24 protein-coding genes are annotated in these 26,543 nt (G+C 72.4%); 15 read left to right on the top strand and 9 right to left on the bottom strand.

All coding sequences use genetic code 11. From position 1 onward, the window contains the following. Window positions 1-5: 5 nt before the first annotated feature. Window positions 6-239 (bottom strand): Lrp/AsnC family transcriptional regulator, encoded by a 234-nt coding sequence (locus ACFQ2V_RS01115; RefSeq protein ID WP_030146698.1) that lies wholly within the window; start codon window positions 237-239, stop codon window positions 6-8. Between the two features lie 217 nt (window positions 240-456). On the opposite strand from ACFQ2V_RS01115, the gene thiL reads away from it, so the two are divergent. Continuing rightward, window positions 457-1,425, top strand: a complete 969-nt coding sequence (gene thiL / locus ACFQ2V_RS01110) for a thiamine-phosphate kinase (protein WP_386051021.1) — start codon at window positions 457-459, stop codon at window positions 1,423-1,425. A 90-nt stretch (window positions 1,426-1,515) separates the two neighbouring features. On the opposite strand, the gene rpmB is transcribed toward thiL, so the two are convergent. Together rpmB and ACFQ2V_RS01100 are read right to left on the bottom strand one after the other, a co-directional pair. Beyond that, window positions 1,516-1,704, bottom strand: coding sequence for a 50S ribosomal protein L28 (gene rpmB / locus ACFQ2V_RS01105; RefSeq protein ID WP_020142801.1), 189 nt, complete (start codon window positions 1,702-1,704; stop codon window positions 1,516-1,518). A 158-nt stretch (window positions 1,705-1,862) separates the two neighbouring features. Beyond that, window positions 1,863-2,648 carry a fructosamine kinase family protein gene (locus tag ACFQ2V_RS01100; protein ID WP_386050067.1) on the bottom strand — a complete coding sequence of 262 codons (786 nt, stop codon included), beginning with the start codon at window positions 2,646-2,648 and terminating at the stop codon, window positions 1,863-1,865. Between the two features lie 88 nt (window positions 2,649-2,736). Here ACFQ2V_RS01100 and ACFQ2V_RS01095 point away from each other — a divergent pair, with 88 nt between their 5' ends. The 8 genes from ACFQ2V_RS01095 (at window position 2,737) to mutM (ending at window position 10,448) form a co-directional block, all read left to right on the top strand. Further along, window positions 2,737-4,536, top strand: a complete 1,800-nt coding sequence (locus tag ACFQ2V_RS01095; protein ID WP_386050066.1) for a DAK2 domain-containing protein — start codon at window positions 2,737-2,739, stop codon at window positions 4,534-4,536. 4 nt (window positions 4,537-4,540) lie between these two features. Beyond that, window positions 4,541-6,784, top strand: coding sequence for an ATP-dependent DNA helicase RecG (locus ACFQ2V_RS01090; RefSeq protein ID WP_386050065.1), 2,244 nt, complete (start codon window positions 4,541-4,543; stop codon window positions 6,782-6,784). 1 nt (window position 6,785) lies between these two features. Further along, window positions 6,786-7,367 (top strand): 16S rRNA (guanine(966)-N(2))-methyltransferase RsmD, encoded by a 582-nt coding sequence (gene rsmD, locus ACFQ2V_RS01085; protein ID WP_386050064.1) that lies wholly within the window; start codon window positions 6,786-6,788, stop codon window positions 7,365-7,367. 37 nt (window positions 7,368-7,404) lie between these two features. Further along, a complete protein-coding gene (gene coaD, locus ACFQ2V_RS01080) occupies window positions 7,405-7,893 on the top strand; it encodes a pantetheine-phosphate adenylyltransferase (protein ID WP_386050063.1) in 489 nt (162 codons plus the stop codon). Between the two features lie 89 nt (window positions 7,894-7,982). Further along, a complete protein-coding gene (locus tag ACFQ2V_RS01075) occupies window positions 7,983-8,558 on the top strand; it encodes a YceD family protein (protein WP_386050062.1) in 576 nt (191 codons plus the stop codon). A 1-nt stretch (window position 8,559) separates the two neighbouring features. Next, window positions 8,560-8,754 (top strand): 50S ribosomal protein L32, encoded by a 195-nt coding sequence (rpmF, locus tag ACFQ2V_RS01070; protein ID WP_045191645.1) that lies wholly within the window; start codon window positions 8,560-8,562, stop codon window positions 8,752-8,754. Window positions 8,755-8,803: 49 nt separating this feature from the next. Next, a complete protein-coding gene (rnc, locus tag ACFQ2V_RS01065; protein WP_386050061.1) occupies window positions 8,804-9,580 on the top strand; it encodes a ribonuclease III in 777 nt (258 codons plus the stop codon). 7 nt (window positions 9,581-9,587) lie between these two features. Then, on the top strand, window positions 9,588-10,448 hold the full coding sequence (gene mutM, locus ACFQ2V_RS01060) for a bifunctional DNA-formamidopyrimidine glycosylase/DNA-(apurinic or apyrimidinic site) lyase (RefSeq protein ID WP_386050060.1): 861 nt from the start codon (window positions 9,588-9,590) through the stop codon (window positions 10,446-10,448). A 59-nt stretch (window positions 10,449-10,507) separates the two neighbouring features. Here the strand turns inward: mutM and ACFQ2V_RS01055 are convergent, their stop codons facing one another. Genes ACFQ2V_RS01055 through ACFQ2V_RS01045 form a run of 3 tightly spaced genes read right to left on the bottom strand, consistent with a single transcriptional unit; the run spans window position 10,508 to window position 14,075 of the window. Then, window positions 10,508-10,834, bottom strand: coding sequence for a hypothetical protein (locus ACFQ2V_RS01055; RefSeq protein ID WP_386050059.1), 327 nt, complete (start codon window positions 10,832-10,834; stop codon window positions 10,508-10,510). A 13-nt stretch (window positions 10,835-10,847) separates the two neighbouring features. Further along, complete coding sequence (locus ACFQ2V_RS01050) at window positions 10,848-12,608, bottom strand: sodium:solute symporter family protein (RefSeq protein WP_386050058.1); 1,761 nt, start codon at window positions 12,606-12,608, stop codon at window positions 10,848-10,850. Between the two features lie 60 nt (window positions 12,609-12,668). After that, window positions 12,669-14,075, bottom strand: coding sequence for an NAD(P)/FAD-dependent oxidoreductase (locus ACFQ2V_RS01045; protein WP_386050057.1), 1,407 nt, complete (start codon window positions 14,073-14,075; stop codon window positions 12,669-12,671). A gap of 23 nt (window positions 14,076-14,098) precedes the next feature. Between ACFQ2V_RS01045 and ACFQ2V_RS01040 the strand changes: the two genes are divergently transcribed. The 3 genes from ACFQ2V_RS01040 (at window position 14,099) to ACFQ2V_RS01030 (ending at window position 18,250) form a co-directional block, all read left to right on the top strand. Continuing rightward, complete coding sequence (locus ACFQ2V_RS01040) at window positions 14,099-15,403, top strand: hydroxyacid-oxoacid transhydrogenase (RefSeq protein ID WP_386050056.1); 1,305 nt, start codon at window positions 14,099-14,101, stop codon at window positions 15,401-15,403. 80 nt (window positions 15,404-15,483) lie between these two features. Beyond that, window positions 15,484-17,409 carry a M3 family metallopeptidase gene (locus ACFQ2V_RS01035; protein WP_386050055.1) on the top strand — a complete coding sequence of 642 codons (1,926 nt, stop codon included), beginning with the start codon at window positions 15,484-15,486 and terminating at the stop codon, window positions 17,407-17,409. Continuing rightward, window positions 17,387-18,250 carry an MOSC domain-containing protein gene (locus ACFQ2V_RS01030; protein ID WP_386050054.1) on the top strand — a complete coding sequence of 288 codons (864 nt, stop codon included), beginning with the start codon at window positions 17,387-17,389 and terminating at the stop codon, window positions 18,248-18,250. Before ACFQ2V_RS01035 ends, ACFQ2V_RS01030 begins: the two co-directional genes overlap by 23 nt. Before the next feature lie 122 nt (window positions 18,251-18,372). Here ACFQ2V_RS01030 and ACFQ2V_RS01025 read toward each other — a convergent pair whose 3' ends face one another. Together ACFQ2V_RS01025 and ACFQ2V_RS01020 are read right to left on the bottom strand one after the other, a co-directional pair. Continuing rightward, window positions 18,373-19,242 (bottom strand): NAD(P)-dependent oxidoreductase, encoded by an 870-nt coding sequence (locus tag ACFQ2V_RS01025; RefSeq protein WP_386050053.1) that lies wholly within the window; start codon window positions 19,240-19,242, stop codon window positions 18,373-18,375. An 80-nt stretch (window positions 19,243-19,322) separates the two neighbouring features. Further along, window positions 19,323-21,350 carry an acyltransferase family protein gene (locus tag ACFQ2V_RS01020; RefSeq protein WP_386050052.1) on the bottom strand — a complete coding sequence of 676 codons (2,028 nt, stop codon included), beginning with the start codon at window positions 21,348-21,350 and terminating at the stop codon, window positions 19,323-19,325. A gap of 137 nt (window positions 21,351-21,487) precedes the next feature. Between ACFQ2V_RS01020 and ACFQ2V_RS01015 the strand changes: the two genes are divergently transcribed. After that, a complete protein-coding gene (locus ACFQ2V_RS01015) occupies window positions 21,488-21,754 on the top strand; it encodes an acylphosphatase (RefSeq protein ID WP_386051020.1) in 267 nt (88 codons plus the stop codon). Between the two features lie 19 nt (window positions 21,755-21,773). Next, a complete protein-coding gene (locus ACFQ2V_RS01010) occupies window positions 21,774-22,076 on the top strand; it encodes a chorismate mutase (RefSeq protein WP_386050051.1) in 303 nt (100 codons plus the stop codon). A gap of 32 nt (window positions 22,077-22,108) precedes the next feature. On the opposite strand, the gene ACFQ2V_RS01005 is transcribed toward ACFQ2V_RS01010, so the two are convergent. Continuing rightward, window positions 22,109-22,756, bottom strand: coding sequence for an MSMEG_1061 family FMN-dependent PPOX-type flavoprotein (locus ACFQ2V_RS01005; RefSeq protein WP_386050049.1), 648 nt, complete (start codon window positions 22,754-22,756; stop codon window positions 22,109-22,111). A 117-nt stretch (window positions 22,757-22,873) separates the two neighbouring features. Here ACFQ2V_RS01005 and smc point away from each other — a divergent pair, with 117 nt between their 5' ends. Continuing rightward, window positions 22,874-26,452 carry a chromosome segregation protein SMC gene (smc, locus tag ACFQ2V_RS01000; protein ID WP_386050048.1) on the top strand — a complete coding sequence of 1,193 codons (3,579 nt, stop codon included), beginning with the start codon at window positions 22,874-22,876 and terminating at the stop codon, window positions 26,450-26,452. The last annotated feature ends 91 nt before the right edge of the window (window positions 26,453-26,543 follow it).

Below are 26,543 nucleotides of genomic sequence, written 5' to 3'. Positions count from 1 at the left end.
CCGCCTCAGACGTGCACGACCGTGCAGGTGAGCGTGCGCGTGATGCCCGGGACGTCCTGGAGCTTGGCGATGACGAGCCGGCCGAGGTCGTCGACGTTGGACGCCTCGACGCGGGCGATCACGTCGTAGGGGCCGGTGACGTCCTCGGCGAGGGTCACGCCCGAGATGCCGGCGATCTGCTCCGCCACGCTCGCGGCCTTGCCGACCTCGGTCTGAATCAGGATGTACGCCTGGACCACGTGTCACCTCACTGTGTGTGTCGATCGATGGACGACCGCGTCGGCGCGACGCCGCGCACGGCCGAGCTGAACGGCAGGCCTCAGTGTGACTGCGACCGTGCCCTGACGCTACCTTGCCATGGGGCTTCGCGTCCCATGGAAACCGGGCCCTCAGACGGCCGTTCACCGAAAGGTTGTGTGATCCGTGCCGAACGGGCAGCGGTCAGAACGCGGGCCGATGATGACGGGCGGCACGCCGCTGCGATCCCTCGACGAGGACGAGCTGCTGCGGCGGATCCTGCCGGCCTTCGCGCCGACCGACGAGCTGCTCGTCGCTCCGGGTGACGACGCAGCCGTGCTGCGCACGTCGGAGCGCACGATCGCCACCACCGACACGGTCGTGCTGGGCCGCGACTGGCTCGACGCGTGGTCGTCGGGGGCCGACGTCGGACGCAAGGTCATCGCCCAGAACCTCGCCGACGTCGCGGCGATGGGCGGTCACCCGACCGGCGTCCTCGTGACGCTCGTCGCCGACCCCGAGCTGTCCCTCGAGTGGGTGCTCGACCACGTGGCGGGCCTCGCCGCGGCGTGTGCCGATGCCGGCGTGGCCGTGCTCGGGGGCGACCTGTCGTCGGCCCCACCGGGTGTCGTCATGGTCTCGGTCACGGCTCTCGGCCGTCTCGACGGCGAACCGGTGCTGCGGTCGGGAGCCCGCGACGGTGACGTCCTCGCGGTCTGCGGGTCGCTCGGGTTGGCCGATGCCGGCCTGCGCCTGCTCCGGGCCGAGGCAGCAGACCGGATGCCCGAGGCGGTCGCCCACCAGCGGCATCCCCAGCCGCCGCTCGCGGCCGGTCCCGCCGCCGCTGCAGCGGGCGCGACCTCGATGCTCGACCTGAGCGACGGGCTCCTGCGCGACGGTGGCAGGATCGCGCGTGCGAGCGGCGTCGTCATCGACGTCACCGGTGCGGCGCTGGCGCCGGACGTCGCCGCGCTCACCGGGGCAGTGGGCGCCGAGGTTGCACTCGACTGCGTCCTGGCCGGGGGCGAGGAGCACTCGCTGATCGCCACGTTCCCGGCGGGCGTGCTCCCCGACGGCTGGCGCGCCATCGGGACCGTGCGGGCGCCGGGGGAGGCAGAGCGACCGACGATCCTCGTCGACGGCCGACAGGTCAGCCACACGGGCTGGGACCACTTCCGAGACGCCTGAGCGGTCGGTCACACCCCGACCCGAGCGGTGCTGGGGACGACGAAGGCCGGCCCCCGAGGGGACCGGCCTTCAGCGTTTGGTGAGGGACGTTCAGCGAACGACCTTGCCCGCCTTGAGGCAGGAGGTGCAGACGTTGAGTCGCTTCGGCGTCACACCGTCCACCAGCGTCCGAACGCGCTGGATGTTGGGGTTCCAGCGGCGCTTGGTGCGGCGGTGCGAGTGCGAGATGTTGTGACCGAAGCTCGGTCCCTTGCCGCAGACGTCGCAGTTGGCAGCCACGGGTATCTCCTGAAATTCGATGTTGACGAAGTGCTGAGCTCCACCACTGACTCGAGGCCGACGCACGCGAGGGCGCGCGTCACCCCGAAGTGCACGGGGGGAACCGGTAAAGAGTAGCCGACGACTCGCTCGGACGACAAAACGGCAGTGCTGCACCGTCACGCGTAGGCCCGTGCCGTCTCGACGAGCTGGGCGGCATACGCCGAACCGTGCGACGACGCGTGCGTCGCCAGGGGGTGGAGCTGGTGCAGCTCGATGAGCTCGCGCCAGCCGGGGGAGAGGCCCGCGGCCTCCTCGTAGGCCGCGCCGATGCGGTCGAGCCCGGGGCAGCCGAAGAGCGCCAGCATCGCCAGGTCGGTCAGGCCGTGCCCGCCGTGGGCGGCCGGGTCGATGAGGACGGCCGCCTCCGCGGTGAACATCACGTTGCCGGACCAGAGGTCACCGTGGATGCGGGCGGGTGGGCGGTCGTCGTCGAAAAGGCCGGACACCAGGCGGTCGCAGACCCGCTCGACGACGCGTGCCCCCGCCGGGTCGAGGTGTCCACGATCCACCGCGCGGCGCACGAACGGGCGTACGCGTTGCTCCGCGTAGAACTGCCCCCACGACGCCGTCGGCTCGTTCGACTGCGTCTGCCGGCCGATCCAGGCGTCACCGGTCCAACCGTCCGGTGGGGAGCCGAAGGCGGGCGCACCCATCCCGTGCGTCACCGCGAGCCCTCGGCCGAGCGCCTCCGCGAGCTCGGCGGTCGGCGGGGCCGGGTGCAGGCGGGCGAGGTCGATGTGGTCGGTGCCCACGCCGCGAACCGCGACCACGCGTGCCCCGCCGAGGGGCTCGGCCTCGGCAAGCCAGCGGAGCCCTGCCGCCTCGACCTCGTAGAAGCCCGCCGGGGCGGCGGCCCACGACTTGCGGTGGTGGGCGTTGGAGGCGCTCGACACAGCGCCCAACGTAGCCGTGCATGCGACCGTCCGGGCAAGGCGCTAGCCTGCCGAGCATCGGCGAGCCCGATTCCCAGCACGACGAGCAGGAGGTCCGATGCCCGGCGACGCGCCGCCGCCCGACGGGCCGCTCACCGTGCTCGACCTGGTGGCCGTCCGTCGGTGGGCCGTTCTGACCCGCTCGCTCTTCGCGGCCAGGCGCGCCGAGATCGACGCCCTCAACGTCTTCCCCGTGCCCGACGGCGACACCGGCACCAACCTCTACCTCACCTTCGACGGCGCCGTGGAGCGCACACTCGCCACCCCCGAGCTCTCGTCGGCCGACGAGCTCCTCGCCGTCTTCGCGAAGAACCTGCTGTGGACGGCCCGCGGCAACTCGGGTGTCATCCTCAGCCAGCTCGCGCGCGGCCTGGCCGAGGGCTGCGCCGGGTCGGCCGAGATCGACGCCGCCACGCTCGCCGAGGGCCTGCAGCACGCCGAGGCGCGGGCCCGGCAGGCCGTCACCGATCCCAAGGAGGGCACCATCCTGACCGTGGCCCGGGCCATGGCCGAGGCCGCCACCTCGTCGGTGCGCGCGTCAGTACCGGCCTCGGTGCCGGCGTCGGTGCCGTCCGTTCCGGAGCCGGGGTCGGCCCCCGACGGTCAGCCGGACGACCGCGAGGCCGCCGGTGTCCACGTCGTCGCGCTCGCAGCCCTCGAGGCGGCCCGTGAGGCCCTCGAGCACACGCCCGAGCAGCTCGAGGTGCTGGCCAGGGCAGGCGTGGTCGACGCGGGTGGCGCGGGGCTCGTCGTGCTGCTCGAGTGCCTCGAGCGGGTCTGTGCCGGTCAGCGCGCCCATCCCGACGGCGAGGGCGCCGAGCGGCGCTCGCGGCTGCGGCCCGATGCGCCGAGCGCGGCGCTGAGCGCTGCCCGGCCACCCGAGCAGGGCGGTGCCGACGCCGTTCCGGCCTTCGAGGTCATGTACCTCCTGCGCGACTCCGACGACGCCGCGGTCGACGTCCTGCGGTCCAGGCTCGTCGAGCTTGGCGACTCGGTGCTCGTCGTGGGTGGCGACGGCGAGTGGAACGTCCACGCCCACGTCGACGACGCCGGCGCCGCCGTCGAGGCCGGCATCGAGGCCGGGCGTCCGCACCGCCTGCGCATCACGGCCCTGACCGACGACCACGGCCTCGGAGCCACCGCCGGCCACCACGGCCGCACCGCGACGACCGCCGGCAGCCATCGCAGCGGTGCCGCCATCGTCGCCTGCGCCGCCGGTGAGGGGCTCGAAGGCCTCTTCGAGGAGGCCGGAGCCGTCGTGGTCCGGTCCGGGCCCGGTCGCCGGGCCTCGACAGGCGGCCTCATCGACGCCATCCGCGAGCAGCACGGGCGCGGAGCCTCCGGGGTCGTCGTGCTTCCCAACGACGGCGACACGCTGCTGGCCGCGGCGGCCGCCGTGCGCGCGGTCGCCGACGACGGCATCGAGGCCCATCTCGTGCACGTGCGCACTGCCGTGCAGGGCATCGCCGCGCTCGCGGTCTTCGAGCCGACGGCCGCCGCAGCCGCCAACGTGCTCGCGATGCAGGCCGCCGCGTCCGCGACCCGCCACGGTGCCGTCACGATCGCCAACCGCGCCGCCCTGACGAGCGGTGGTCCGTGCGAGGCGGGCGACGTGCTCGGCGTCGTCGACGGCGACGTCGTCATCGTCGGCTCAGACGAGCTCGCCGTGGCACGCGAGGTCGTGCACCGGCTGCTCGCGAGCGGCGGGGAGCTCGTCACCGTGGTCGCCGGCGTCGAGGCGCCGGACGGCCTGCTCGACGCCGTCACCGACGAGGCCCGGTCGGCCCACCACGGCATCGAGGTGTCCCTCGTCGACGGCGGGCAGGCGGTCTACTCCGTGCTGCTCGGGGTGGAGTGACCCCGTGCCCGTGCTGACCGAGGACTCGCCCCTCACCAAGCTGCTCACCAAGCCCGACGCCGCGCAGCTCGCGAAGACGAAGGGCCTGCAGAGCGTCGGTGACCTCTTCGAGTTCGTGCCACGCCGCTACGTGCGGCCCGGACAGCTCACCGACCTCTCGTCGCTGCACGTCGGCGAGGACGTCCTCGTCGTGGCCGAGGTGCGCAAGGCCACGACCCGGCCCATGCGCAACCGCCGCGGCAAGATGCTCACCGTCGTCATCGGCGACGACCACGGCAACGAGCTCGACGTGACGTTCTTCAGCGCGTACGGCCACGAGAAGAAGCTCCTCCCGGGGGTGCGGGGGCTCTTCGTGGGCCAGATCGGCTCCTACGGGCGGCGGCTGCAGCTCACCCACCCGGAGTACGAGCTCTTCGACGACGACGAGGAGGGCGAGGCCACCGTCGAGTGGTACCGGACCCACCGCGTACCCGTCTACTCGACCACCGGCAAGCTCAACTCCCTCAAGCTGCGCCGCCTCGTGCACCAGGCGCTCGACTCCGTCGACCGCGTGCGCGAGCCCGTTCCCGAGGGCGTACGCGCAGCGCGTGGTCTGCTCGACCGAGCCGTCGCGCTCGAGCTCGTCCACCGGCCCTCGCTCGACGACAAGCCGTCGCTGGGCCTCGACCGCCTCAAGTACGACGAGGCCTTCGTGCTGCAGACGATCCTGGCCCAGCGGCGCAAGGTGGCCGAGGCCGACCTGGCCACCCCACGGCTGCCGCGGCCCGGCGGACTGCTCGCCGCCTTCGACGCCCGGTTGCCGTTCGAGCTCACCGCCGGTCAGCAGGAGATCGGCGAGGTGCTCGCCTCCGAGCTGGCGTCGGAGCGGCCCATGCACCGCCTCCTGCAGGGCGAGGTGGGCTCGGGCAAGACGATCGTGGCCCTGCGCGCGATGCTCGCTGCCATCGACGCCGGCGGCCAGGCGGCTCTGCTGGCCCCGACCGAGGTGCTCGCCGCGCAGCACCACCGGTCGATCACGACGATGCTCGGCGAGCTCGCTCTCGGCGGCATGCTGGGGGGAGCCGAGCACGGCACCACGGTCGCCCTGCTCACCGGCAGCCAGGGCGCCGCCACGCGTCGCAAGGCGCTGCTTGCCGCGGCCTCGGGCGAGGCCGGCATCGTCGTCGGCACCCACGCCCTCATCCAGAAGCACGTCCAGTTCGCCGACCTCGCGCTCGTCGTCGTCGACGAGCAGCACCGGTTCGGGGTCGAGCAGCGAGACGCCCTGCGCGAGAAGGGCCTCCGGCCTCCGCACGTTCTCGTCATGACGGCGACGCCGATCCCGCGCACCGTCGCGATGACGGTCTTCGGCGACATGGAGACCTCCACCCTGCGCGAGCTGCCGAAGGGCCGGGCGCCCATCACGACCCACGTCGTCGACGCCGACAAGCCGGGCTGGGTCGACCGCACGTGGCAGCGGGTGGCCGAGGAGGTCGCCAAGGGACACCAGGCGTACGTGGTCTGCCCGCGCATCGGCGACGTCGACGACGAGACCGCGCCGACGACGGGAGCGGCCGACACCTCCGACGAGGACGCCGGCTGGGACGACTGGGACGCCGACGACGCCGGCGAGGGCGGCGCCCCCGAGCGCGAGCTCACCGGTGTCTACGCGATGCTCAGCACCCTGCAGGCCACGGCCGCGCTCGAGGGCGTACGGCTCGGCGTGCTCCACGGGAGGCTCGACCCCGACGCGAAGGACGCCACGATGCGCGCCTTCGCGGCCGGCGACATCGACGTGCTCGTCGCGACGACCGTCATCGAGGTCGGTGTCGACGTGCCCAACGCCTCCGTCATGGTCGTCGTCGATGCCGACCGCTTCGGCATCTCCCAGCTGCACCAGCTGCGCGGCCGCGTCGGCCGAGGTGCGGTGCCGGGCCTCTGCCTGCTCATGACCCGCGACCCGGGGGAGCCGGCCGTCGAGCGCCTCACCCAGGTGGCCGCGACCACCGATGGCTTCGAGCTGGCCCGCGCCGACCTGCTGCTGCGCCGCGAGGGCGACGTGCTCGGCGCCCGGCAGAGCGGGCGCGCCAGCTCGGTGCGCCACCTCCGGCTCGGCCGCGTCGAGGACGAGCAGATCATCGCCGACGCGCGCGAGGACGCCTTCGCGCTCGTCGCCGACGACCCGGACCTGCGGGCCCACCCGGCACTCGCGGCAGCCGTCGCCATGCGCCTCGACGACGAGCAGGCCGCATGGCTCGAGCGGGGCTGACGTGACTCGCATCATCGGCGGCGCCGCCGGAGGCCGCCGGCTGCAGACCCCCCCGGGCTCCGCGACCCGGCCCACCTCCGACCGGGTCCGCGAGGCGCTCTTCAGCAGGCTCGAGCACCGCGGACTTCTCGACGACACCAACGTCCTCGACCTCTACGCGGGGTCCGGCGCCCTCGGGCTGGAGGCCGCGAGCCGCGGGGCGCGCCTCGTGCTGCTCGTCGAGTCGCACAAGGCGGCCGCCAAGGTGATCCGTGCCAACATCGGCGTCGTCGGCCACGACGCGGTGCGCCTGCTCCCCGAGACGGTCGAGCGGGCCCTCGCGGCGGGCCCGCCCGGAGACGTCCGCATGGACCTCGTCCTGCTGGACCCGCCCTACGATGTCACCGAGGAGGCGCTCGCAGCAGTGCTCCAGGCGCTCGTGGAACGGCACTGGCTGGCACCGGACGCCTTCGTCGTCGTCGAGCGGTCCTCGCGGTCGCCGCAGCCGAGCTGGCCCGACGGCCTCGAGCTGTCGGGGGAGAAGCGCTACGGCGAGACGGCCGTGTGGTTCGCCGAGCCCCCACCGAGCGACGTCGTGGCGTGAGGCCACCGATGGCGTACGCCGACGGTAGGTTGGGCGCGTGACGAGCGAAGCGCGCCGCTGTGTCTGTCCCGGGTCGTACGACCCCATCACGAACGGCCACGTCGACGTGGTGACGCGGGCGAGCCGGCTCTTCGACGAGGTGGTCGTCGCGATCCTGCACAACCCCGGCAAGCAGGGCACGTTCACCGTCGAGGAACGCTCGCGGCTCATCGAGGAGTCGCTCGGCCACCTGCCCAACGTGCGGGTGGGGGCCTGGGCGGGCACCCTGGTCGTCGACGTCTGCCGCGAGGTCGGAGCCGCCAGCATGGTCAAGGGGCTCCGGGGCGGCACCGACTTCGCCTACGAGCTGCCCATGGCCCACATGAACCACCACCTCACCGGCGTCGAGACGCTGTTCATCGCCGCCGACCCGACGCTCCAGCACGTCTCGAGCTCGCTCATCAAGGAGGTCGTGCGCTACGGCGGCGACGTGAGCGGGATGGTTCCCGACCCGGTCCTCGCCGCACTGCGCGAGCGTCTGGGCTGATTTGGGCGCACGGCGCCCCTCTAGTAGCCTTGGAGGTCGGTCCACGTCCGTCTTGGCGCGGGCCGAACCTACTACTGTGCGCAGGAGCCATGAACCGTCCTGATCCCCGTTCTCCCCTGGTGCTCGACACCAGGGAGCTCAACAGGCGACCGGGCACGATGCTGGAGCTCTCGCGCACGGTGACGTTGCCCGACGACCTCGGAACCGACGTCATCTCGATCAAGGCCGGCGAGCCGGTCCAAGTCGAGGTGCGGCTCGAGTCCGTCGTCGAAGGTGTCCTCGTCACGGGTTCGGTCGACGGCAAGGCGACCGGCGCCTGCGTGCGGTGCCTGGATCCTGTCGAGCTCGACGTCGACGGGACCTTCCAGGAGCTGTTCGCCTACGCCGACCGGGCGGCGCACCACCACGAGGTGGGAGCCGACTCGGACGAGGACGAGGTCCACGAGCTGGTCGGTGACCTCATCGACCTCGAGCCCGTGCTCCGGGACGCTGTCGTGCCGACGCTGCCGTTCCAACCGGTGTGCCGGCCTGACTGCCCGGGGTTGTGTTCCGAGTGTGGGATGCACCTCGCGGAGGACCCGGACCATCATCATGAAGTGATCGACCCGAGGTGGTCGTCCCTCAGCGGAATGCTGGCGGACGACCCGCAAGAGAAGAGGAACTGACGTGGCTGTCCCGAAGCGGAAGATGTCGCGCTCCAACACCCGTTCGCGTCGTGCGAACTGGAAGGCAACGCCGACCACGCTGACCACGTGCCCCCAGTGCGGTGCGGCTGCCCAGCCGCACATCGCGTGCCCCTCGTGCGGCACCTACAAGGGCCGTCACTACGCCGTCGCCGAGCGCACCGAGCACCAGGCCTGAGCACCCCGTGAGCAGCCCCGTGAACGGCCTTGGGTCTGGGGATGTTCCGATGGCGCCGCAGCGGCCCGTCGATGCTCTGATCGCCCACCTCCACGAGGTGGTCGGCCAGGACATCGACGAGCCGCTGCTCCTGCGTGCCCTGACGCACCGCTCGTACGCCTACGAGAACGGTGGCCTGCCCAACAACGAGCGCCTCGAGTTCCTCGGCGACTCGGTCCTGGGTGTCGTCGTCACCGAGACCCTCTACCGGGAGCACCCCGACCTCGCCGAGGGCCAGCTGGCCAAGCTGCGGGCGGCGGTCGTCAACATGCGGGCCCTGGCCGACGTCGCGCGCAGCTTCCACCTCGGCGAGTACGTCATGCTCGGCAAGGGCGAGGAGGCGACCGGCGGGCGTGACAAGGCCTCGATCCTGGCCGACACGCTCGAAGCCCTCATCGGCACGGTGTTCCTCTCGACCGACATCGACGACGCCGCGCGGTTCGTGCACCACCACTTCGACCCGCTCATCGAGGAGGCCGCCACGCTCGGTGCCGGCCTCGACTGGAAGACGAGCCTGCAGGAGATGGCTGCCGGAGCCGCGCTCGGGTCACCCGAGTACCGCGTCGGCGAGCAGGGGCCCGACCACGAGAAGGAGTTCCACGCCCGCGTCGTCGTCGGCGAGGAGGTCCTGGGTGAGGGCCGTGGCCGCTCCAAGAAGGAGGCCGAGCAGAAGGCCGCCAAGCAGGCCTGGCAGGCGCTCGACGGTCGCCGCACGGCGTCCGACGCCGGCACGACGCAGGCCTCCGCCCAGCCCGCCGCGCAGGCCACGGGTCCGACCGCCTCCTGAACCGACCGTGCCCGAGCTCCCCGAGGTCGAGGTCGTGCGGCGCGGTCTCGAGGACCACGTCGTCGGGCGCCACGTCACCCGTGCCCGCATCACCGGTGTGCGGGTGGCCCGGCGCCACGACGCCGGCCCCGACGACCTCGCTGCCCGCCTGCACGATGTGACGGTCACAGCCGCCTCGCGACGGGGCAAGTACCTCTGGCTCGCGCTCGACGGCGAGGACGCACTCATCGTGCACCTCGGCATGAGCGGCCAGATGCTCGTGGAGCCCGCTGACGCGCCGCTCGAGAAGCACTGTCATGCCCGGTTCGACTTCGCCGACGACGGGCCCCAGCTGCGGTTCGTCGACCAGCGCACGTTCGGTGGCCTGGCCCTGTCGCCGCTCCTGCCGGACGGCATCCCGGAGTCGGTGGCGCACATCGCGCCCGACCCCTTCGAGGCGGCCTACGACCAGGCTGGTGTGGTGCGCCGGATGAAGCAGCGCGACAGCGCCGTCAAGCGCGCCCTGCTCGACCAGTCCCTCGTCTCGGGCATCGGCAACATCTACGCCGACGAGGCGCTGTGGCGGGCGAAGGTGCACGGCGAGCGCCTCTGCTCGGCGCTGACGAAGCCGACACTCTCGCGCGTGCTCGACCACGCGCGCGAGGTCATGGCAGAGGCGCTCGGGCAGGGCGGCACGAGCTTCGACTCGCTCTACGTCAACGTCAACGGCGCGAGCGGCTACTTCGACCGGTCGCTGCACGCGTACGGCCGGGCCGGCACGCCCTGCGACCGGTGTGGCACGACCATGCGTCGCGAGCAGTTCATGAACCGCTCGTCCTTCTCGTGCCCGGTCTGCCAGCCACGCCCCAGACGCCGGAGCCCGTCCTGACCGCACGAGCGGAGGACGGGTCCGGGTCGAGCCGCGCGGTGGCGCCCCTCGCGCGGCGTTCAGTGACCCCTGCGGCGCTTCGGGGCGGGGCGGGTCGGGTCGTCCTGCACGGGCTCGACGTCGTCGGGGACGACGATGGGCTTGAGACGCGCCCACACGATGAACACGGCGCTGACGACGAGCAGGGCGATGCCGGCATACAGGTTGGCGTTGACGTTGCCGGTCTTCTCGGGCGCCGTGTCGCCGAAGAGGCCCGTGAGCGTGAGGATCACGCCGTAGAGGCCGAGCAGGGCGCCGATGAAGTTCCGGATGTCGAAGGCTCCGGCGGTGTGTCTCGTGCTCCGGCCGGCGGTGGGGGCAGGGGCGTCGATCTCGTGCTGGCTCATGTCGCTGCTCCTGTCAGAACAAGAAGTTGAGGATCGTGACGAGGACCAGCGAGATGCCGGCCAGGGGGAGCGTGCGTCGGTACCACGGCAGACGGTGCTCCATCGGGTCGACCAGGTCCTTCCTGGGCGTCTCTGAGTAGACGAGTCCCCGCAGCTCGGAGACCGGCTTGGGCTGGGTCACGAGTGACACGACGACGCTGAGCACGATGTCGACGACGAACGCGGCGGAGGCCGCGACGAAGGCCGCTCCCTGACCTTCGAGGGGGATGACGCCGCGGCTGACGCTGCCGAAGGCGTCCTTGCTGAGGAAGGCGACCACGACCGCGGACAGGGTGCCTGCCGACAGGCCGACCCAGCCGGCGGTCGGTGTCATGCGCTTCCAGAACATGCCGAGGATGAACGTCGCGAAGAGCGGCGCGTTGAAGAAGCCGAAGAGCGTCTGGAGGTAGTCCATGACGTTGCTGAACGAGCTCGCGACGATGGCCGTGAAGATGGCGATGACCGTGGCTCCCACCGTGGCCAGGCGGCCGATGCGCAGGTAGTAGTCGTCGCTGTGGTCCTTGCGGATGTAGCGCTGCCACAGGTCGTAGCTGAAGACCGTGTTGAACGCCGAGATGTTCGCGGCCATGCCGGCCATGAACGCCGCGAGCAGGCCGGCGATCGCGACGCCCAGCAGGCCGTTGGGCAGCACGTCGCGCATCAGCAGCAGCAGCGAGTCGTTGTACTTCACGCCCTCGCCCGAGGCGCCGCCCGGTGGCGTGCCACCCGCCTTCAGCTGGCCGATCTCCTTGACCAGGACGGCGGCGATCATGCCGGGCAGGATGACGATGAAGGGCACGAACATCTTCGGGAACGACCCGATGATCGGGGTCTTGCGTGCCGCCGAGATCGAGTTCGAGGCCATGGCGCGCTGGACCTCGACGAAGTTCGTCGTCCAGTAGCCGAACGAGAGCACGAAGCCGAGGCCGAAGACGATTCCGACGATCGACCAGAAGGGCGAGCTGAAGCCCGAGAGGGCCTCGCCGGGCCACGAGTGCAGCTGCTGGTCGGCCGACGGCACCTTCGCCGCGGTCGCGGCGGGGGAGGAGGCGAACTCGGTGATCTTGTCCTTGAGACCCTGGTAGCCGCCGACCCGGTGCAGCCCGATCAGGGTGAGGGGGAGCAGCGCCGCGACGATGACGAAGAACTGGAGCACCTCGTTGTAGATCGCCGCGGAGAGCCCGCCGAGGGTGATGTACGAGAGCACGATCGCGGCCGCGACGAGCAGTGCCACCCAGAGCGGCCAGCCGAGCAGGGCGTGCACGATCGAGCCGAGCAGGTAGAGGTTGACGCCCGCGATGAGCAGCTGCGCGAGCGCGAAGCTGAGCGCGTTGACGAGGTGGGCCCCGGTGCCGAAGCGCCGGAACATGAACTCGGGGACCGAGCGCACCTTCGAGCCGTAGTAGAACGGCATCATCACCACGCCGAGGAAGAGCATGGCGGGGATGGCGCCGACCCAGAAGTAGTGCACGGTCGAGATGCCGAGCTCGGCACCGTTGGCCGACATGCCCATGATCTCGACGGCACCGAGGTTCGCCGAGATGAAGGCCAGGCCGGTGACCCAGGCCGGCAGCGAGCGGCCCGAGAGGAAGAAGTCGATCGAGTCGGACACCGCCCGCCTGGCCATCACCCCGATGCCCAGGACGAAGACGAAGTAGAGCGCGATGATCAGGTAGTCGACGGCGTTGGCGCTGATGAGGGTGTCTGCGGTGGGCAGATCCGCCAGTGCTTGCATGCGATCAGTCCCTTCGTTGGGCGACGACTCACGCTAGCGCAGGGGAACACGCCGGGCGCGTCAGGACGGTCGGAGGTCGACCGGCCTCGAGATGAGCCGCTTGAGCGGGACCGTGGAGTCAGCCGCGGCATCGGCCTCGATCGTCATACCCTTCTCGAGCGCCCTCTTGACGGAGAGGTAGTCGGCGCTGCTCCCCACCGACTCGACTGCCAGCAGCAGGCCGTTGCGATAGCTGAGCACCGAGAACCGTTCTGCCGCAACGTCTCCGCGCACCACGACCTGGTCGGCCCCGTGGGGCAGCCCAGCCATCTGCAGCCGCAGGTCTGCCTGGTCGCTCCAGAACCACGGCACCGTGGCGTATGCCGTCGGGTTGCCCACCAGCGTCGCCGCGGCCGCGCGCGCCTGGTCCGTGGCGTGCGGCACGCTCTCGAGCCGCGTCGGGCCGACCTTGCCTCTGCTGAAGGGGTTCGGGCCCACAGCGCAGTCGCCGGCGGCGACGGTGAGCCCGTCCGAGGTCCGACCGTGCTCGTCCACGACAATGCCGAGCGGGCCCACGGCGAGACCGAGCTGGGCGGCTAGGTCGGTGCGCGGCACGGCTCCGATGCCGACCACGACGACGTCGGCGAGCAGGGTCGAGCCGTCGGCCAGCTCGACACCTGTCACGCGGCCGTGCCGGCCGGTCAGGCGGGTCACGTGGGCGTCCAGGAGGATTCGTGTGCCGCGGCGCTCGTGCGCCTCGCGGACGAAGTCCGAGAGGGTCGGTGTGGCGGCGCGTCCGAGCAGCCGCCCGGTGGCCTCGACGACCGTGACGGAGGCGCCGCGGGCGCGAGCGCCCGCGGCGACCTCGAGGCCGATGAAGCCGCCTCCCACGACGACGAGCCGCGCGGCGTCGCGCAGCTCCGGCGCGAGGCGGTCGGCGTCGGCGAGCGTGCGCACCGAGTGCACCCCGTCGAGACGCCCGCCCTCGACCGGCAGGGCACGGTTGGTGGCCCCCGTCGTCAGGGCCAACCGGGTGAAGTCGAGACGCCGGCCGGAGGCCGTCACGGCGTGGCCTCCGGAGGACGTGCGTCCGATGGTGACGACCGCGTCGCCCGTCACGAGCTCGACGCCGTGCTGTGCGAACCACGCAGGGTCGCGGAAGTGGAGGGAGGCGCGGTCGTGCTCGCCACGCAGGTAGCTCTTCGACAACGGCGGCCGCTCGTAGGGCGTCTCCGGCTCGTCGCCGACGAGTAACACGGGGGAGGCGTCGCCCAGCTCGCGCAGGGCGGTGACGAGCGAGATGCCGGCCTGGCCGGCGCCGACCACGAGCGTCGGCGCCGCGAGCCGCCCTGCGGGCGCGCCTGCGGGCGGGTTTCCGGGCCGGTCTGCGGGCCTGTCTCCGGGCCTGTCTCCGAGCCTCTCTCCGGGCCGGCCTCCGCGCGCCCCCGACCCGCCCGGTTCGCCCTGCTCGGTCTCCTCGACTGCCACGTGCCCACCCTAGGGTTGGTCCCATGTCCTGGTCGCCAGCGCACCCCGAGACCGTCTTCACCTACGGCGCCCCGCAGCTGAAGTTCGGCCCGGGCGCCGCCGACGAGATCGGCCATGACCTCGGGGCGCTCGGCGCGACCCGCGTGCTCGTCGTCACCGATGCGGGGGTGCTGGCGACGGGTTGGCCCGACCGGGTGGCCGGCGTGATCCGCGAGAGCGGCCTCGAGGCGGTCGTGCACGACTCCGCGCACGTCGAACCGACCGACGCCAGCCTGACCGCCGCGATCGAGAGGGCACGCGCCGACGGCCCCTTCGACGGGTTCGTCGCCGTCGGCGGGGGCTCCGCCATCGACACCGCGAAGGCCGTCGACCTGCTGCTCACCAACGACGGCGACCTCATGGACTACGTCAACGTCCCCGTCGGTGGGGGCCGGGCGCCCAGCCGGCCCCTGGCACCACTCGTCGCGGTGCCGACGACGACCGGCACCGGCGCCGAGAGCACCACGATCTGTGTCCTCGACGTGCTCGACCTCAAGGTCAAGACCGGGATCAGCCACGTCCGGCTGCGCCCGACGCTCGCGGTCGTCGACCCGAGACTCACCGCCAGCCAGCCGGCAGGCGTCACTGCGAGCGCGGGGATGGACATCCTGTGCCATGCCCTCGAGAGCTGGACGGCTCGGCCCTACACCAGCTACGACCGCAAACAGCCGGACGAGCGGGTGCCCTACTGCGGCAGCAACCCCATCTCCGACCTGTGGGCAGAACGATCGATGTCCTTGCTGGCCAAGGCGTTCCGCCGGGCCGTGCGCGATGGGGCCGACGAGGCCGCCCGGGGCGAGATGGCTCTGGCCGCGACCTTCGCCGGGCTCGGCTTCGGCAACGCGGGCGTCCACGTGCCGCACGCCAACGCGTACCCCGTCGCGGGCCGCGTACGCGACTTCCGTCCGGACGGCTACCCGGACGACCACCCGATGGTGCCCCACGGCATGGCGGTCGCGCTCACTGCGCCCGAGGCGTTCCGCTGGACCTTCGCGGCCGACCCCGAACGCCATCTGGCGGCCGCGCGGCTGCTCGACCCGGTGGGCTCCCACGGCGGGTCCGGCCGTGGCGGCGAGCCACGCGACGTGCTGCCCCGGGTGCTCGTCGACCTGATGCGCGACATCGGCATGCCCAACGGCCTCTCGGCCGTCGGCTACGGTCCGGGCGACGTCGCCGACCTCGTCGAGGGCTCGCTGCGCCAGCAGCGCCTGCTCGCCACGGCACCGCGCGAGGTCGACGGCGCGGCCCTCGACGGCATCATCAGCAGGTCCATGCAGCTCTGGGACTGAGCCGGCAGCGGCCGTGGGGCAGACGGGGCCGCATGCCTACTTCGGGCGCGAGCCGGGCCCGGCGGCATACAGTTCCGTCTGTGACGACCGAGCCCACGCACCTTCCCCTGCCACTCGAGGCCGACTGGCTCGACTGGGTCGGCGCCCGCGGCGAGCAGCAGCTCGCGCTGGCCCGATCGCTCGTCGACGGCCTGCGCACCGACCCGCCGAAGGAGCCCCTCGAGGTGCTCCGCGTCTGGAACGACGCCCAGATCGCCCTGTCGAACGCGGCTTCCGTCGGTTCGCTCTTCTCCGAGGTGCACCCCGACAAGCAGGTGCGCGACCGGGCGGAGGGTGTGGCGCAGCAGGTGCAGAAGCTCGACACCGACCTGGGTCTCGACACCGAGCTGTACGCCGTCTTCGCCGGTCTCGACGCCAGCGGCCTCGACGCCGACGCGGCCCGCGTGCTCGAGCGCACCCTGCGCGACTTCCGGAGGTCCGGCGTCGACCGCGACGAGGCCACCCGTGACCGCCTGCGCGAGCTGAGCGAGCGGGCCATCCTGCTGAGCCAGGAGTTCAGCAAGAACATCCGCGAGAACGTCCGCAGCATCCGGGTGACGCCGGACCGGCTGGCGGGGATGCCGGCCGACTGGGTCGAGGCCCACCCCGTCGGCGACGACGGCCTCGTCACGGTGACGACCGACTACCCGGACGTCGTGCCCTTCCGCACCTTCGCGCACGACGCGGAGGCCCGCCGCGAGCTGGTCACCGAGTTCCTGACGATCGCGTGGCCCGACAACGACCGGGTGCTCCAGGACATCTTCGCGGTGCGACGCGAGCACGCCTCGCTGCTCGGCTACGAGTCGTGGGCCGACTACGACGCCGAGGTCAAGATGATCGGCAACGGCAAGGCGATCGGCGAGTTCATCGACCGCATCACCGAGCTGTCGACGGCGAGCGCCGAGCGCGACAAGGCCGTGCTCCTCGAGCGCCTGCGCCAGGACCGGCCCGACGCGACCGACATCGACGGCGCCGACACCACCTACTACGCGGAGCTCGTGCGCAAGGAGCAGCTGGCCGTCGACGCGCAGCGCGTGCGCACCTACTTCTCGTTCGAGGCCGTGCGCCAGGGCCTGCTCGACGTCACGGGCCGCCTCTTCGGCCTGGACTGGACGCCGGTGCCCCGCGCGGACGCCCGCACCTGGCACGACGAGGTGGCGACCTACGACGTCTCCTTCCAGGGCGAGCGCATCGGCCGCATCCACCTCGACCTGCACCCGCGCGACGGCAAGTACAAGCACGCGGCGCAGTTCGACCTCGCCCGCGGCGTCAACGGCACGCAGCTCGCAGAGGGCGTGCTGGTCTGCAACTTCAACCGCGGTCTGATGGAGCACGACGAGGTCGTCACCCTGTTCCACGAGTTCGGGCACCTCGTCCACCACGTGCTGGCGGGGCGCACCGACTGGGTGCGCTTCTCGGGCGTCGCCACGGAGTGGGACTTCGTCGAGGCGCCGAGCCAGATGCTCGAGGAGTGGGCTTGGGACGCCGACGTGCTCGCGACCTTCGCGCGCAACGCCGAGGGCGAGACGATCCCTGCCGACCTCGTCGAGGCGATGCGGCAGGCCGACGACTTCGGCAAGGGCTACGACGCGCGGACCCAGATGTTCTACGCTGCGCTGTCCTACGACTTCCACGTCAACCAGACCGACGACCTGACGGCACGGCTGCGCGAGCTCATGGCCCGCTACTCCGTCTTCCCGTACCTGCCCGGCACGCACATGCAGTGCCACTTCGGGCACCTCGACGGCTACAGCTCGGCCTACTACACGTACATGTGGTCGCTCGTCATCGCCAAGGACATGTTCTCGGCCTTCGACCGCGGCGACCTCTTCGACCCCGAGGTGGCCGGCGCGTACCGCGACAAGGTGCTCGCCCAGGGCGGTCGGCGTGACGCCGCCGACCTCGTCGAGGACTTCCTCGGTCGGCCCTACACCTTCGACGCGTATGCCGCCTGGCTCGCCGAGTGACCGCGTGCTCGTCACGGCGCTGACGACCTATCCAGTCAAGTCGCTGGCGGGCGTCGACGTCGACGAGGCGCAGGTCGAGGAGGTCGGGCTGCGGGGCGACCGGCGTTGGGCGGTGGTCGATCCCGCCGGTGACAAGGTGACGGCGCGAGAGGAGCACGCCCTGCTCGGTCTGTGCGCCGAGCCGGCCGACGACGGGGGCGTGCGCCTGACCGGTCCGGACGGCGCGGAGCTGCACGTCGCTGCGCCGCGCCACGCCGAGCCCGTCGCGGTCTCGTTCAGCGGTCAGGACCGTGCCCGGCCGGCCGGTGTCGAGGCCGACGCCTGGCTGTCCGCCCGGATCGGGCGCCCGTTGCACCTGGTGTGGCAGGACGACGAGACCCACCGTCCCGTCAGGCCCGAGATGGGCGGCCGCGACGGCGACCGCAACTCGCTGTCGGACGCTGCTCCGCTCCACGTCACGTCGGAGTCGTCCCTGGCCCGCCTCAACGACTGGCTGCTCGAGACCTCGACGGAGCACGGCGAGCAGCCCGCTGCCCCGCTCGGGCACGACCGGTGGCGACCCAACGTCGTCGTCGGGGGCGGCGAGCCGTTCGCCGAGGACGCCTGGCGCTCGGTGCGCATCGGTGACGTGCCGTTCAGGGCCACGATGATCTGCGACCGCTGCGTCATGACGACGATCGACCGCGCCGACCTGCGCAGCGCCAAGGAGCCGATCCGCACCCTGGCCCGTCATCGGCGATGGGACGGTGCGACGTGGTTCGGCATCAGGCTCACACCGGTCCTGCCGCTCGCGAGCCGCGCCACGATCCGTGTCGGCGACCCGGTCGTCGTCACCACCTGAACCCGGAACCCCGCGCGAGGTCCGGCCCGAGATCCGGCGCGTGATCGCGCGGCCGGTGCACTCCCAGCGACCCGTGCTGCGCGATCTCGCGGACGACCAGCCCGGCGCGGCGGCTGCCCGGGTCATACGAGGCGGGACAGGACCTCGCGCAGGTCTGTGAGTGCGGCCGCCTCCTCTGGGCTGGAGGCGGCGAGAGGCGTCGCGGCCAGCCGTCGGTAGACGGCGGCCATGCCCTCGAACAGCTCGGGCGACGTGCCGGCGCCGGCCTGGGTGCGGGCGATGTGCTCCATCTCGGCGATGAACCGGTCGCTCTTGGCCGTGGCCACCGCGATGCGACGCCCGGCCCCGGCGACCTGCTGCGGGAACTCCTCACCGAGGTCGTGGAGCACGACGTCGAGCACGCCGAGGGCCTCGGCCGACTCGAGCGCCTGCGCCCAGATCGCCGTGGTGCCCTTGTAGACGGAGGCGGTGCACATCTTCACCGCCGATGCCTGGCCCACCCGCGGCCCGACCACGCGGCGACGGAGGTGCCGAGCCGCCAGCGACGCGATCTCGTCGGCACGTGGTCCGGACAGGTAGAGCACCGTGTCACCGTCGGGTGACGGGGGACCGCCACTGACCGACCCGTCGACGAGGGCGAGCCCGGCCGTGGACGCCCGCGCGGCCAAGGTCGCGACGACGTCGGGGGCCAGGGCGTTGGCATCGAGGAGCACGGGGGACGCGTCGGTGCGGGCGGCCGCTGCGAGGACGTCCGTGAGCACGTCTTCGGCGGCCGAGGGCGGGCAGATGCTCACCACGACGTCACTCGTGGCCACGACGGCGTCGAGGTCGGGGAGCAGCTCGAGACCGGTCGCCAGCCCACGGGTGCGCTCGCTGCGACCGGCGACGGTCGCCACGACCCGGTGACCCTCGGCGGCCCACGTCCGACCGAGGGCGCTGCCCATGGCCCCGGGTGACACGATGCCCAGCGTGACGGTGCGGCCTGCCGCCATGGCACCAGTGGCGCTAGACGCTTCGGTCACCCGCGTCTCGCCGGACACGCCTGCCGTCGCGGGGCCTGTCGGGTCACTCGTCACGGGATGGGGAGCTCCTCGAGCACGACCTTCTTGCCGGTGCTGCGCTGCGAGAGGTCGGCCAGGGCCTGGCGCACCGTCTTCGAGAAGAGGTGGGCGCCCTTGATGGTGGGGTGCACCCGGTCGGACTGCACCTGCTCGGGGTGTGCCCGGATCGCGTCGGCCCAGTCGGCGACGACGACATTCGGGCGACCCCGTGCGACGAGCTCGAGGGTGGCGTTGTCGGTGTCGATGCGGGCGAAGGGGCCCATGACGTTGACGAGGACGACCATGCGCTTGGGCCCGAGCGCGTCGAGCACCTCGTGGACGGCATCCTCGTCGACTCCGGCGTTCGTGCCGAAGGCGAGGACGACCGCCCGCCGGTTTGCCTCGCCCCGGGCCGTGACCTCGGTGAGCCCGTCGGACCACCGGCGGTTGGACTTCGCGTCGATGCGGATGCCGGGGAAGTAGTAGCGCAGCGCCTGCAGGCTGCCCACCATAATCGAGTCACCGTACGCGTCGATCTCGGGGCCCGCGGGCATCGTGAACGACGCGTCGGTGGCCCTTGGCCCGCCCGCGGCCGAGCGGGTCGGCGCCGGAGCTGCGTCAGGGCCCGTGGGGGTGGGCAGGGCGGTCGCACCCGGCGTCGGTGCGCCGACGCCCGGGTCGTCCGACTGGGCAGCGGCCTCGTTCTGCGCGAGCAGGCGGGCCGTCTCGCTCATGTCGGGCGCCGTGACCACGATGACCGCCGTGACGACGACGACGCCCGCGACCACGCCTGCGACGAGCTGCTTGCCGCGCGGCGTCAAGGAGGTCGCCCTCGCACGCAGGCTCGAGACGACGCCACGGAAGCCGAGCGTGCGGAAGGGTGCCTCGACGAAGCGGTAGGTCAGGTCGGCCAGGGCCAGGGTGACGAGCACGCACCAGATGCGCGTCAGCAGGTGGGACATCGTGCCCGGCGCCGACGGGTTGTCGAGGGCGACGAGCAGGATGACGGGCCAGTGCCAGAGGTAGATGGAGTACGACCGCGCCCCGACCCACGTGGCTGCGGGGTGGCGCACGACCCGCTGCAGCACTGTGACTCCGTGGGGACGCCGCTCGATGACGCCCATGACGAGCACCGCAGTGGCGATGGTCGCCACCGCGATGCCGCCACGGAAGGTCAGTGGCGACTGCTCGTCGAGGAGGGCCATCTCGGCCACCAGGACCGCGCCGGCGAGCGGGACGGCATACCGGCCGTGGCGACCCCAGCGTGACGGGGCCACCCGCATGGCCAGCCGTGGGCTGGCCCAGGCGAAGGCGAGCGCGGCGCCGGCCATGAGGCCCATGACGTGGGTGTCGGTGCCGTAGTAGACGCGTGTCGCGTCGACGCCCGGCGTGACGAGCAGGGCCATGAGCAGGGTCGAGGCGGCGCCGATGACGAGGGCGACGCCGACGCGGATGCGACTCGACACCGCCAGCAGGGCCAGCGTCACCAGCGGCCAGGCGAGGTAGAACTGCTCCTCGACGGCGAGCGACCAGAAGTTCATGAACAGCTGCGGGGCGGTCTGGTCGAAGTAGCTGGTGCCGGCCGTGACCTCGAGCCAGTTCGTCGAGAAGGTGAGCGCCCCGACCATCTGGCGCGCGACGTCGACGAGGAGGTCCTGGCTGACGAGTCGGGCGATGAGCACGCTGGTCAGGACGACGAGCACCAGGGCGGGAAGCAGGCGCCGGGCCCGGCGCACCCAGAACCGACCCAGCGCGATGCGCCCGGTGCGGTGGTGCTCGCGCACCAGCAGGGTGGTGATGAGGAAGCCCGACACGACGAAGAAGACGTCGACGCCGAGGAAGCCGCCGGGCAGCCACGCAGCGTTGAGGTGGTAGACGAGCACACCGGTGATCGCGAGCGCCCGGAGGCCGTCGAGGCCCTCGATGCGGGCGGGACGGGCACGCCCGGAGGAAGGGGTCGCCCCCTTGTCCGTGTCGGCGGTCTGACCCGTGCCAGCCGCCCGAGAAATCGCCGACGCCGTCACGTCGCTCCTTCCGTGGGCCCCGGTGAGCTGACTCACCCTTGTGCCTGCCGTGAGCATAGTTACGCACGGGGCTGACGTTGTGGCGCCACGCGGCACACGCGCGAGGCGCGCAACGGGCGCGCCGCCGGGCGGCATACCGTGTGCGGGTGGGCAGCGAGACGGTGCGGGTGACGATGTTCGTGCGGGGCCGCGTGCAGGGTGTGGGGTTCCGCTGGTGGACGCGGGCCCGGGCTCTCGAGCTGGGGCTGGTGGGTCATGCCCGCAACACGGCAGACGGGCGGGTCGAGGTGGTCGCGCAGGGGAGCGTCGCCGCGGTGGAGCGTCTCGAGGCGCTGCTGCGCGAGGACCCGTCGACGACACGCCGACCGGGGAGGGTGGAGACCGTGGTCGTGCAGCAGGGCGTTCCGAGGGACGGAACCTCCGGATTCGTCGAGCGCTGACCGGCCTAGGCTGGCGAGCGTGAGCGACGTGCCAGAGGTCCCAGCCGAGCTCGGCCGGCTGCGCAGCAGCATCGACAACATCGACGCTGCGCTCGTCCACCTGCTCGCCGAGCGCTTCAAGTGCACCCAGCAGGTCGGCGAGCTCAAGGCCGTGCACCACCTGCCCGCCGCCGACCCGGCTCGCGAGGAGCGGCAGATCGCGCGGCTGCGGGTGCTCGCGAAGGACGCCGGGCTCGACCCGGTCTTCGCCGAGTCGTTCCTCAACTTCATCATCGCCGAGGTCATCCACCACCACGAGCGCATCGCCAACGGCGACGAGTGAACGGCTGACCGGGGCCGCCCGGCGCTGGCGACTCAGTAGAGCGTCGCGTCCTGTGGGGCGTCGAGGGCCGCGTCGTAGGCCGCCGCCTCCTCGTCGGAGCCGAACCCGCCCGCCTCACGGGTCATGTCGCCCGCCGTCGGCAGCGTCTTGGGGTCGACACGGGACTCGTTGTCCCACAAGCGGCTCCGCTTGATCGCCCGCGCGCACTGGAAGTAGACCCGCTGCACGGTGACCACGAGCACGGATGCGGGGAGGACACCGCTGACCTCGTGGCGAGCCAGCTCGGCCGGGTCGGTCGAGACGACGGCGGTGCCGCGCACACGCAGCTCCTCGCCGAGCCCCGGAACGAGGAAGAGCAGTCCCACGCGAGGGTCGGCGACGACGTTGCGCAGGGTGTCGAGCCGGTTGTTGCCGCGACGGTCGGGGATGACGAGGGTGCGCTCGTCGCGCACGACGACGAAGCCCGGGCGGTCGCCGCGCGGTGACTGGTCGAGACCGCCGTCACCCACCGTCGAGACGACCACGAACGGCGCCGCCCCGATGATCCGGACGTGGCTGGGGGTGAGGGTCGCCGACTCCTTGGCGACGGAGCTCGCCGCCGGGGTGCCGGGGTAGACCTCGAGCAGCCGCTCGGTCGTGGTCACGGTGTGCGGTTCGGCGCGTCCCCCCTGCTCGGTCACCTTGTCACCGTATGCCTCACGGTCGTCCCGCCGCTGCTCACCTCCCCGGGGTCGAGCCCCGTGGCTAGTACGCTGACCGGGATCGTCGCCGAAGGACACCGAAGGAACCCCACGTTCGTGTACGTCAAGAGCCTCACCCTGAAGGGCTTCAAGTCCTTCGCCTCGGCGACCCACATGCGCCTCGAGCCCGGCATCACGTGCATCGTCGGCCCCAACGGCTCCGGCAAGAGCAACGTCGTCGACGCGCTCGCGTGGGTGATGGGGGAGCAGGGCGCCAAGTCGCTGCGCGGCGGCAAGATGGAGGACGTCATCTTCGCCGGCACCTCGGGCCGGGCCCCGCTCGGACGCGCCGAGGTCGCGCTCACCATCGACAACACCGACGGTGCGCTGCCGATCGACTACACCGAGGTGACCATCGCCCGCACGATGTTCCGCAACGGCGGGTCCGAGTACGCCATCAACGGCACTCCCTGCCGGCTGCTCGACGTGCAGGAGCTGCTCTCCGACAGCGGCATCGGCCGTGAGATGCACGTCATCGTCGGCCAGGGCCAGCTCGACACGGTGCTGCGCGCCACCCCCGAGGAGCGCCGCGGCTTCATCGAGGAGGCCGCCGGTGTGCTCAAGCACCGCAAGCGCAAGGAGCGCGCCCTTCGCAAGCTCGAGACGATGGAGGCCAACCTCACCCGCGTGCACGACCTCACGGGTGAGATCCGACGTCAGCTGGGCCCGCTGGGCCGTCAGGCCGAGACGGCCCGCAAGGCCGCCGTCATCCAGACCGACGCCCGAGACGCCCGGCTGCGCCTGCTCGCCGACGACCTCGTCCAGCTGACCTCGACGCTGGAGCAGGAGGTCGCCGACGAGTCGGCCCTCATCGAGCGGCGGTCCGAGGTCGAGGAGGCCATCGCCGAGCTGGCCAGCCGACTGGGCTCGCTCGAGGAGGCCGCAGAGGCCGCCCGGCCCGCGCTCGTCCAGGCCCAGGACGAGTACGTCGCGCTCGGCCGGCTCGTCGAGCGGATGGCCTCGACGCGCTCGCTCGCGGCTGAACGCGTACGCCTGCTGAGCGAGGACGACGAGCCCGAGGAGTCGGGCCAGAGCCGAGACCCCGAGCAGCTGCGCGCCCAGGCCGCCGAGGTGCGCGAGCAGGAGGCGTACCTGCTCGAGGAGATCGCCGAGGCGCAGGCAGCCCTCGAGGACGCCGTAACCGGCCGGGCGGAGGCCGAGCGCGGCCACGCCGAGGAGACCGCGCGGCTGCAGCGCGAGGCGCGAGCGGCCGCCGACCGCCGCGAAGGCCTTGCCAAGCTCGGCGGCCAGGTCGGCGCCAAGGCGTCGCGCATCGAGGCTCGCGAGGCCGAGGTTGGCCGCCTGCGCGGCACCATCGAGGCGGCGCAGGCCCGTGCGGCCGAGGCCGAGCGAGAGTTCTCGCGTCTCGAGGCCAGCGTCGCCCAGGACGAGGAGGGCGAGGAGGGCCTCGACACCGCCTACGAGGAGGCCGCCGCGCGTCTCGACGCGGCCGAGGCCGAGCTCGCCCGCTGGAAGGAGGCCGAGGCCACGGCCGAGCGAGCCCGCACCACCGCTGCCGCGCGGGTCGAGGCGCTCGGGCTCAGCCTGAGCCGCAAGGACGGCGCTGCTGCGCTGCTCGCCGCCGCCGACGACGGCCACGAGATCCTCGGCTCCGTCGCATCGCTCGTCACGGTCGAGACGGGGCTCGAGAACGCCGTCGCCGCCGCCCTCGGCTCGGCTGCCGAAGCGCTCGCCGTGGGCTCCCTCGACGCCGCGGCCGCGGCTCTCGAGTCACTGCGCGAGGGCGACCACGGCCGCGCGAGCCTGCTCGTCGCCGAGTCGGCGGGTGCCGTCGACCACACGGGCTGGCCGACGCTGCCCGGAGGCTCGCGGTGGGCGCGCGACGTCGTCGAGTGCCCCGCCTCGGTGCGCCCCGCCCTCGACCAGGTGCTCGAGCGAGTCGCGCTCGTGCCCGACGGTGCAACCGCCCGAGACGTCGTGCGCACCCACAGCGGCGTCACGGCCGTGACCCGGATGGGTGACGTCTACGCTCCCGGCGCCGTGCGCGGCGGCAGCAACGCCGCGCCGAGCCTCATCGAGCTGCAGGCCGCGCTCGACGACGCCCAGGACGCCATGGCCCGTGCCGCTCGCGAGGGCGAGGAGGCCCGGTTCCGGGTCGCCGGAGCCGAGTCGACCCGCGCCGAGCTGGCCGACGCCGTCGAGGCGGCGCTGGAGCGGCTCAACGAGAGCGATGCCCGCATGGCGGCCATCGCGGAGAAGCTGGGCTCGCTGGGGCAGACCCTGCGCGCCGCGCGTGCCGAGGTCGAGCGCACCGAGCGGGCGATCGCCGACGCGACAGCGGCCCTCGAGGCCGACCAGACCGAGCACGCCGAGCTCACCGAGCGTCTCGAGGCGGCCAGCGGCGAGGGCGACTTCGTCGACGACCCGTCGACCGAGGAGCGCGACCGGCTCGAGGCCGTCGCGCGCGAGTCGCGCGCCGCCGAGACGGAGCTGCGCCTGGCCCTGCGCACCCGCGAGGAGCGCGCCCGCGCCCTCAAGGACCGCGCCGAGGCGCTCGAGCGCGGAGCCCTGCACGAGGAGCAGGCCCGCGAGCGCCTCGCCGAGCGGCGCGCCCGCCGCCAACGTGAGGCATCGATCGCGGAGGCCGTGCGCACCGCGGCCGAGTGGGCCCACGGGCTGCTCGCCGAGTCGGCCGAGGAGGCCGGCCGTGCCCGGGCCGCCGGCGAGGCCGAGCGCACCGAACGCGACGCCGAGCTCGCCGTGGTCCGGCGCGACATCGGGGTGCTCCAGGCCGAGCTGCGCGAGCTCACCGACACGGTGCACCGCGACGAGGTGGCCCGCACCCAGCAGCGGCTGCGCATCGAGCAGCTCGAGACGAAGGCGGTCGAGGAGCTCGGCATCGCGCCGTCCGACCTCGTCGAGGAGTTCGGCCCGCACCAGCTCGTCCCGTTCGTGCCCGACCCCGACGCCGATCCCGACGCGGGCCGGCCCGACCCGATCCCGTTCGTCCGTGAGGCACAGGAGAAGCGGCTGCGGCAGGCCGAGCGCAAGCTGAACGCCCTCGGCCGCATCAATCCCCTTGCGCTGGAGGAGTTCTCGGCCCTCGAGGAGCGCCACAAGTTCCTCACCGAGCAGCTCGAGGACCTCAAGAGCTCCAAGCGCGACCTGCTCGACATCGTCAAGGAGGTCGACGAGCGCGTCGAGCGCGTCTTCGCCGAGGCGTTCGAGGACACGGCGGTCCAGTTCGAGCGCGTCTTCCAGCGGCTCTTCCCCGGTGGTGAGGGGCGCCTGGTGCTCACCGACCCGTCCAACATGCTCACGACCGGGCTCGAGGTCGAGGCCCGGCCGCCGGGCAAGAAGATCAAGCGGCTCTCGCTGCTCTCCGGCGGAGAGCGGTCGCTCGTGGCGGTGGCGCTCCTCGTGTCGATCTTCAAGGCGCGCCCCTCGCCCTTCTACATCATGGACGAGGTGGAGGCCGCGCTCGACGATGCCAACCTCGGCCGCCTCATCACGCTCTTCGAGGAGCTGCGCGACAGCTCCCAGCTCATCGTCATCACGCACCAGAAGAAGACGATGGAGATCGCCGACGCCCTCTACGGCGTCAGCATGCGCGGCGACGGTGTGACGACGGTCGTCTCGCAGCGCCTGCGTGACGTCGCCGACCAGCCGGCCTGAGCCGGTCGGCGTGCGCCCGGGTTCATCGCAACGAAGCGGTGGGCCCTTCCGAGCGCGCCCCGGAACCGGCGCGTCCAGGTTGCCAAAACGT

The sequence above is a fragment of the Terrabacter terrigena genome, assembly GCF_042676085.1.
In the GTDB taxonomy this organism is placed as follows: Bacteria; Actinomycetota; Actinomycetes; order Actinomycetales; family Dermatophilaceae; genus Terrabacter; species Terrabacter terrigena.
Note: the sequence above shows the minus strand (reverse complement) of the source record. Positions and strands in the feature narration are given on the sequence as shown.

Bases quoted from the DNA above. Each gene is read 5' to 3' on its own strand.
- thiL (WP_386051021.1), top strand. From the start codon at position 457: ATGATGACGGGCGGCACGCCGCTGCGATCCCTCGACGAGGACGAGCTG.
- ACFQ2V_RS01095 (WP_386050066.1), top strand. From the start codon at position 2,737: ATGCCCGGCGACGCGCCGCCGCCCGACGGGCCGCTCACCGTGCTCGAC.
- ACFQ2V_RS01075 (WP_386050062.1), top strand. From the start codon at position 7,983: ATGAACCGTCCTGATCCCCGTTCTCCCCTGGTGCTCGACACCAGGGAG.
- rnc (WP_386050061.1), top strand. From the start codon at position 8,804: ATGGCGCCGCAGCGGCCCGTCGATGCTCTGATCGCCCACCTCCACGAG.
- ACFQ2V_RS01055 (WP_386050059.1), bottom strand. From the start codon at position 10,834: ATGAGCCAGCACGAGATCGACGCCCCTGCCCCCACCGCCGGCCGGAGC.
- ACFQ2V_RS01050 (WP_386050058.1), bottom strand. From the start codon at position 12,608: ATGCAAGCACTGGCGGATCTGCCCACCGCAGACACCCTCATCAGCGCC.
- ACFQ2V_RS01040 (WP_386050056.1), top strand. From the start codon at position 14,099: ATGTCCTGGTCGCCAGCGCACCCCGAGACCGTCTTCACCTACGGCGCC.
- ACFQ2V_RS01030 (WP_386050054.1), top strand. From the start codon at position 17,387: ATGCCGCCTGGCTCGCCGAGTGACCGCGTGCTCGTCACGGCGCTGACG.
- ACFQ2V_RS01025 (WP_386050053.1), bottom strand. From the start codon at position 19,242: ATGGCGGCAGGCCGCACCGTCACGCTGGGCATCGTGTCACCCGGGGCC.
- ACFQ2V_RS01015 (WP_386051020.1), top strand. From the start codon at position 21,488: ATGTTCGTGCGGGGCCGCGTGCAGGGTGTGGGGTTCCGCTGGTGGACG.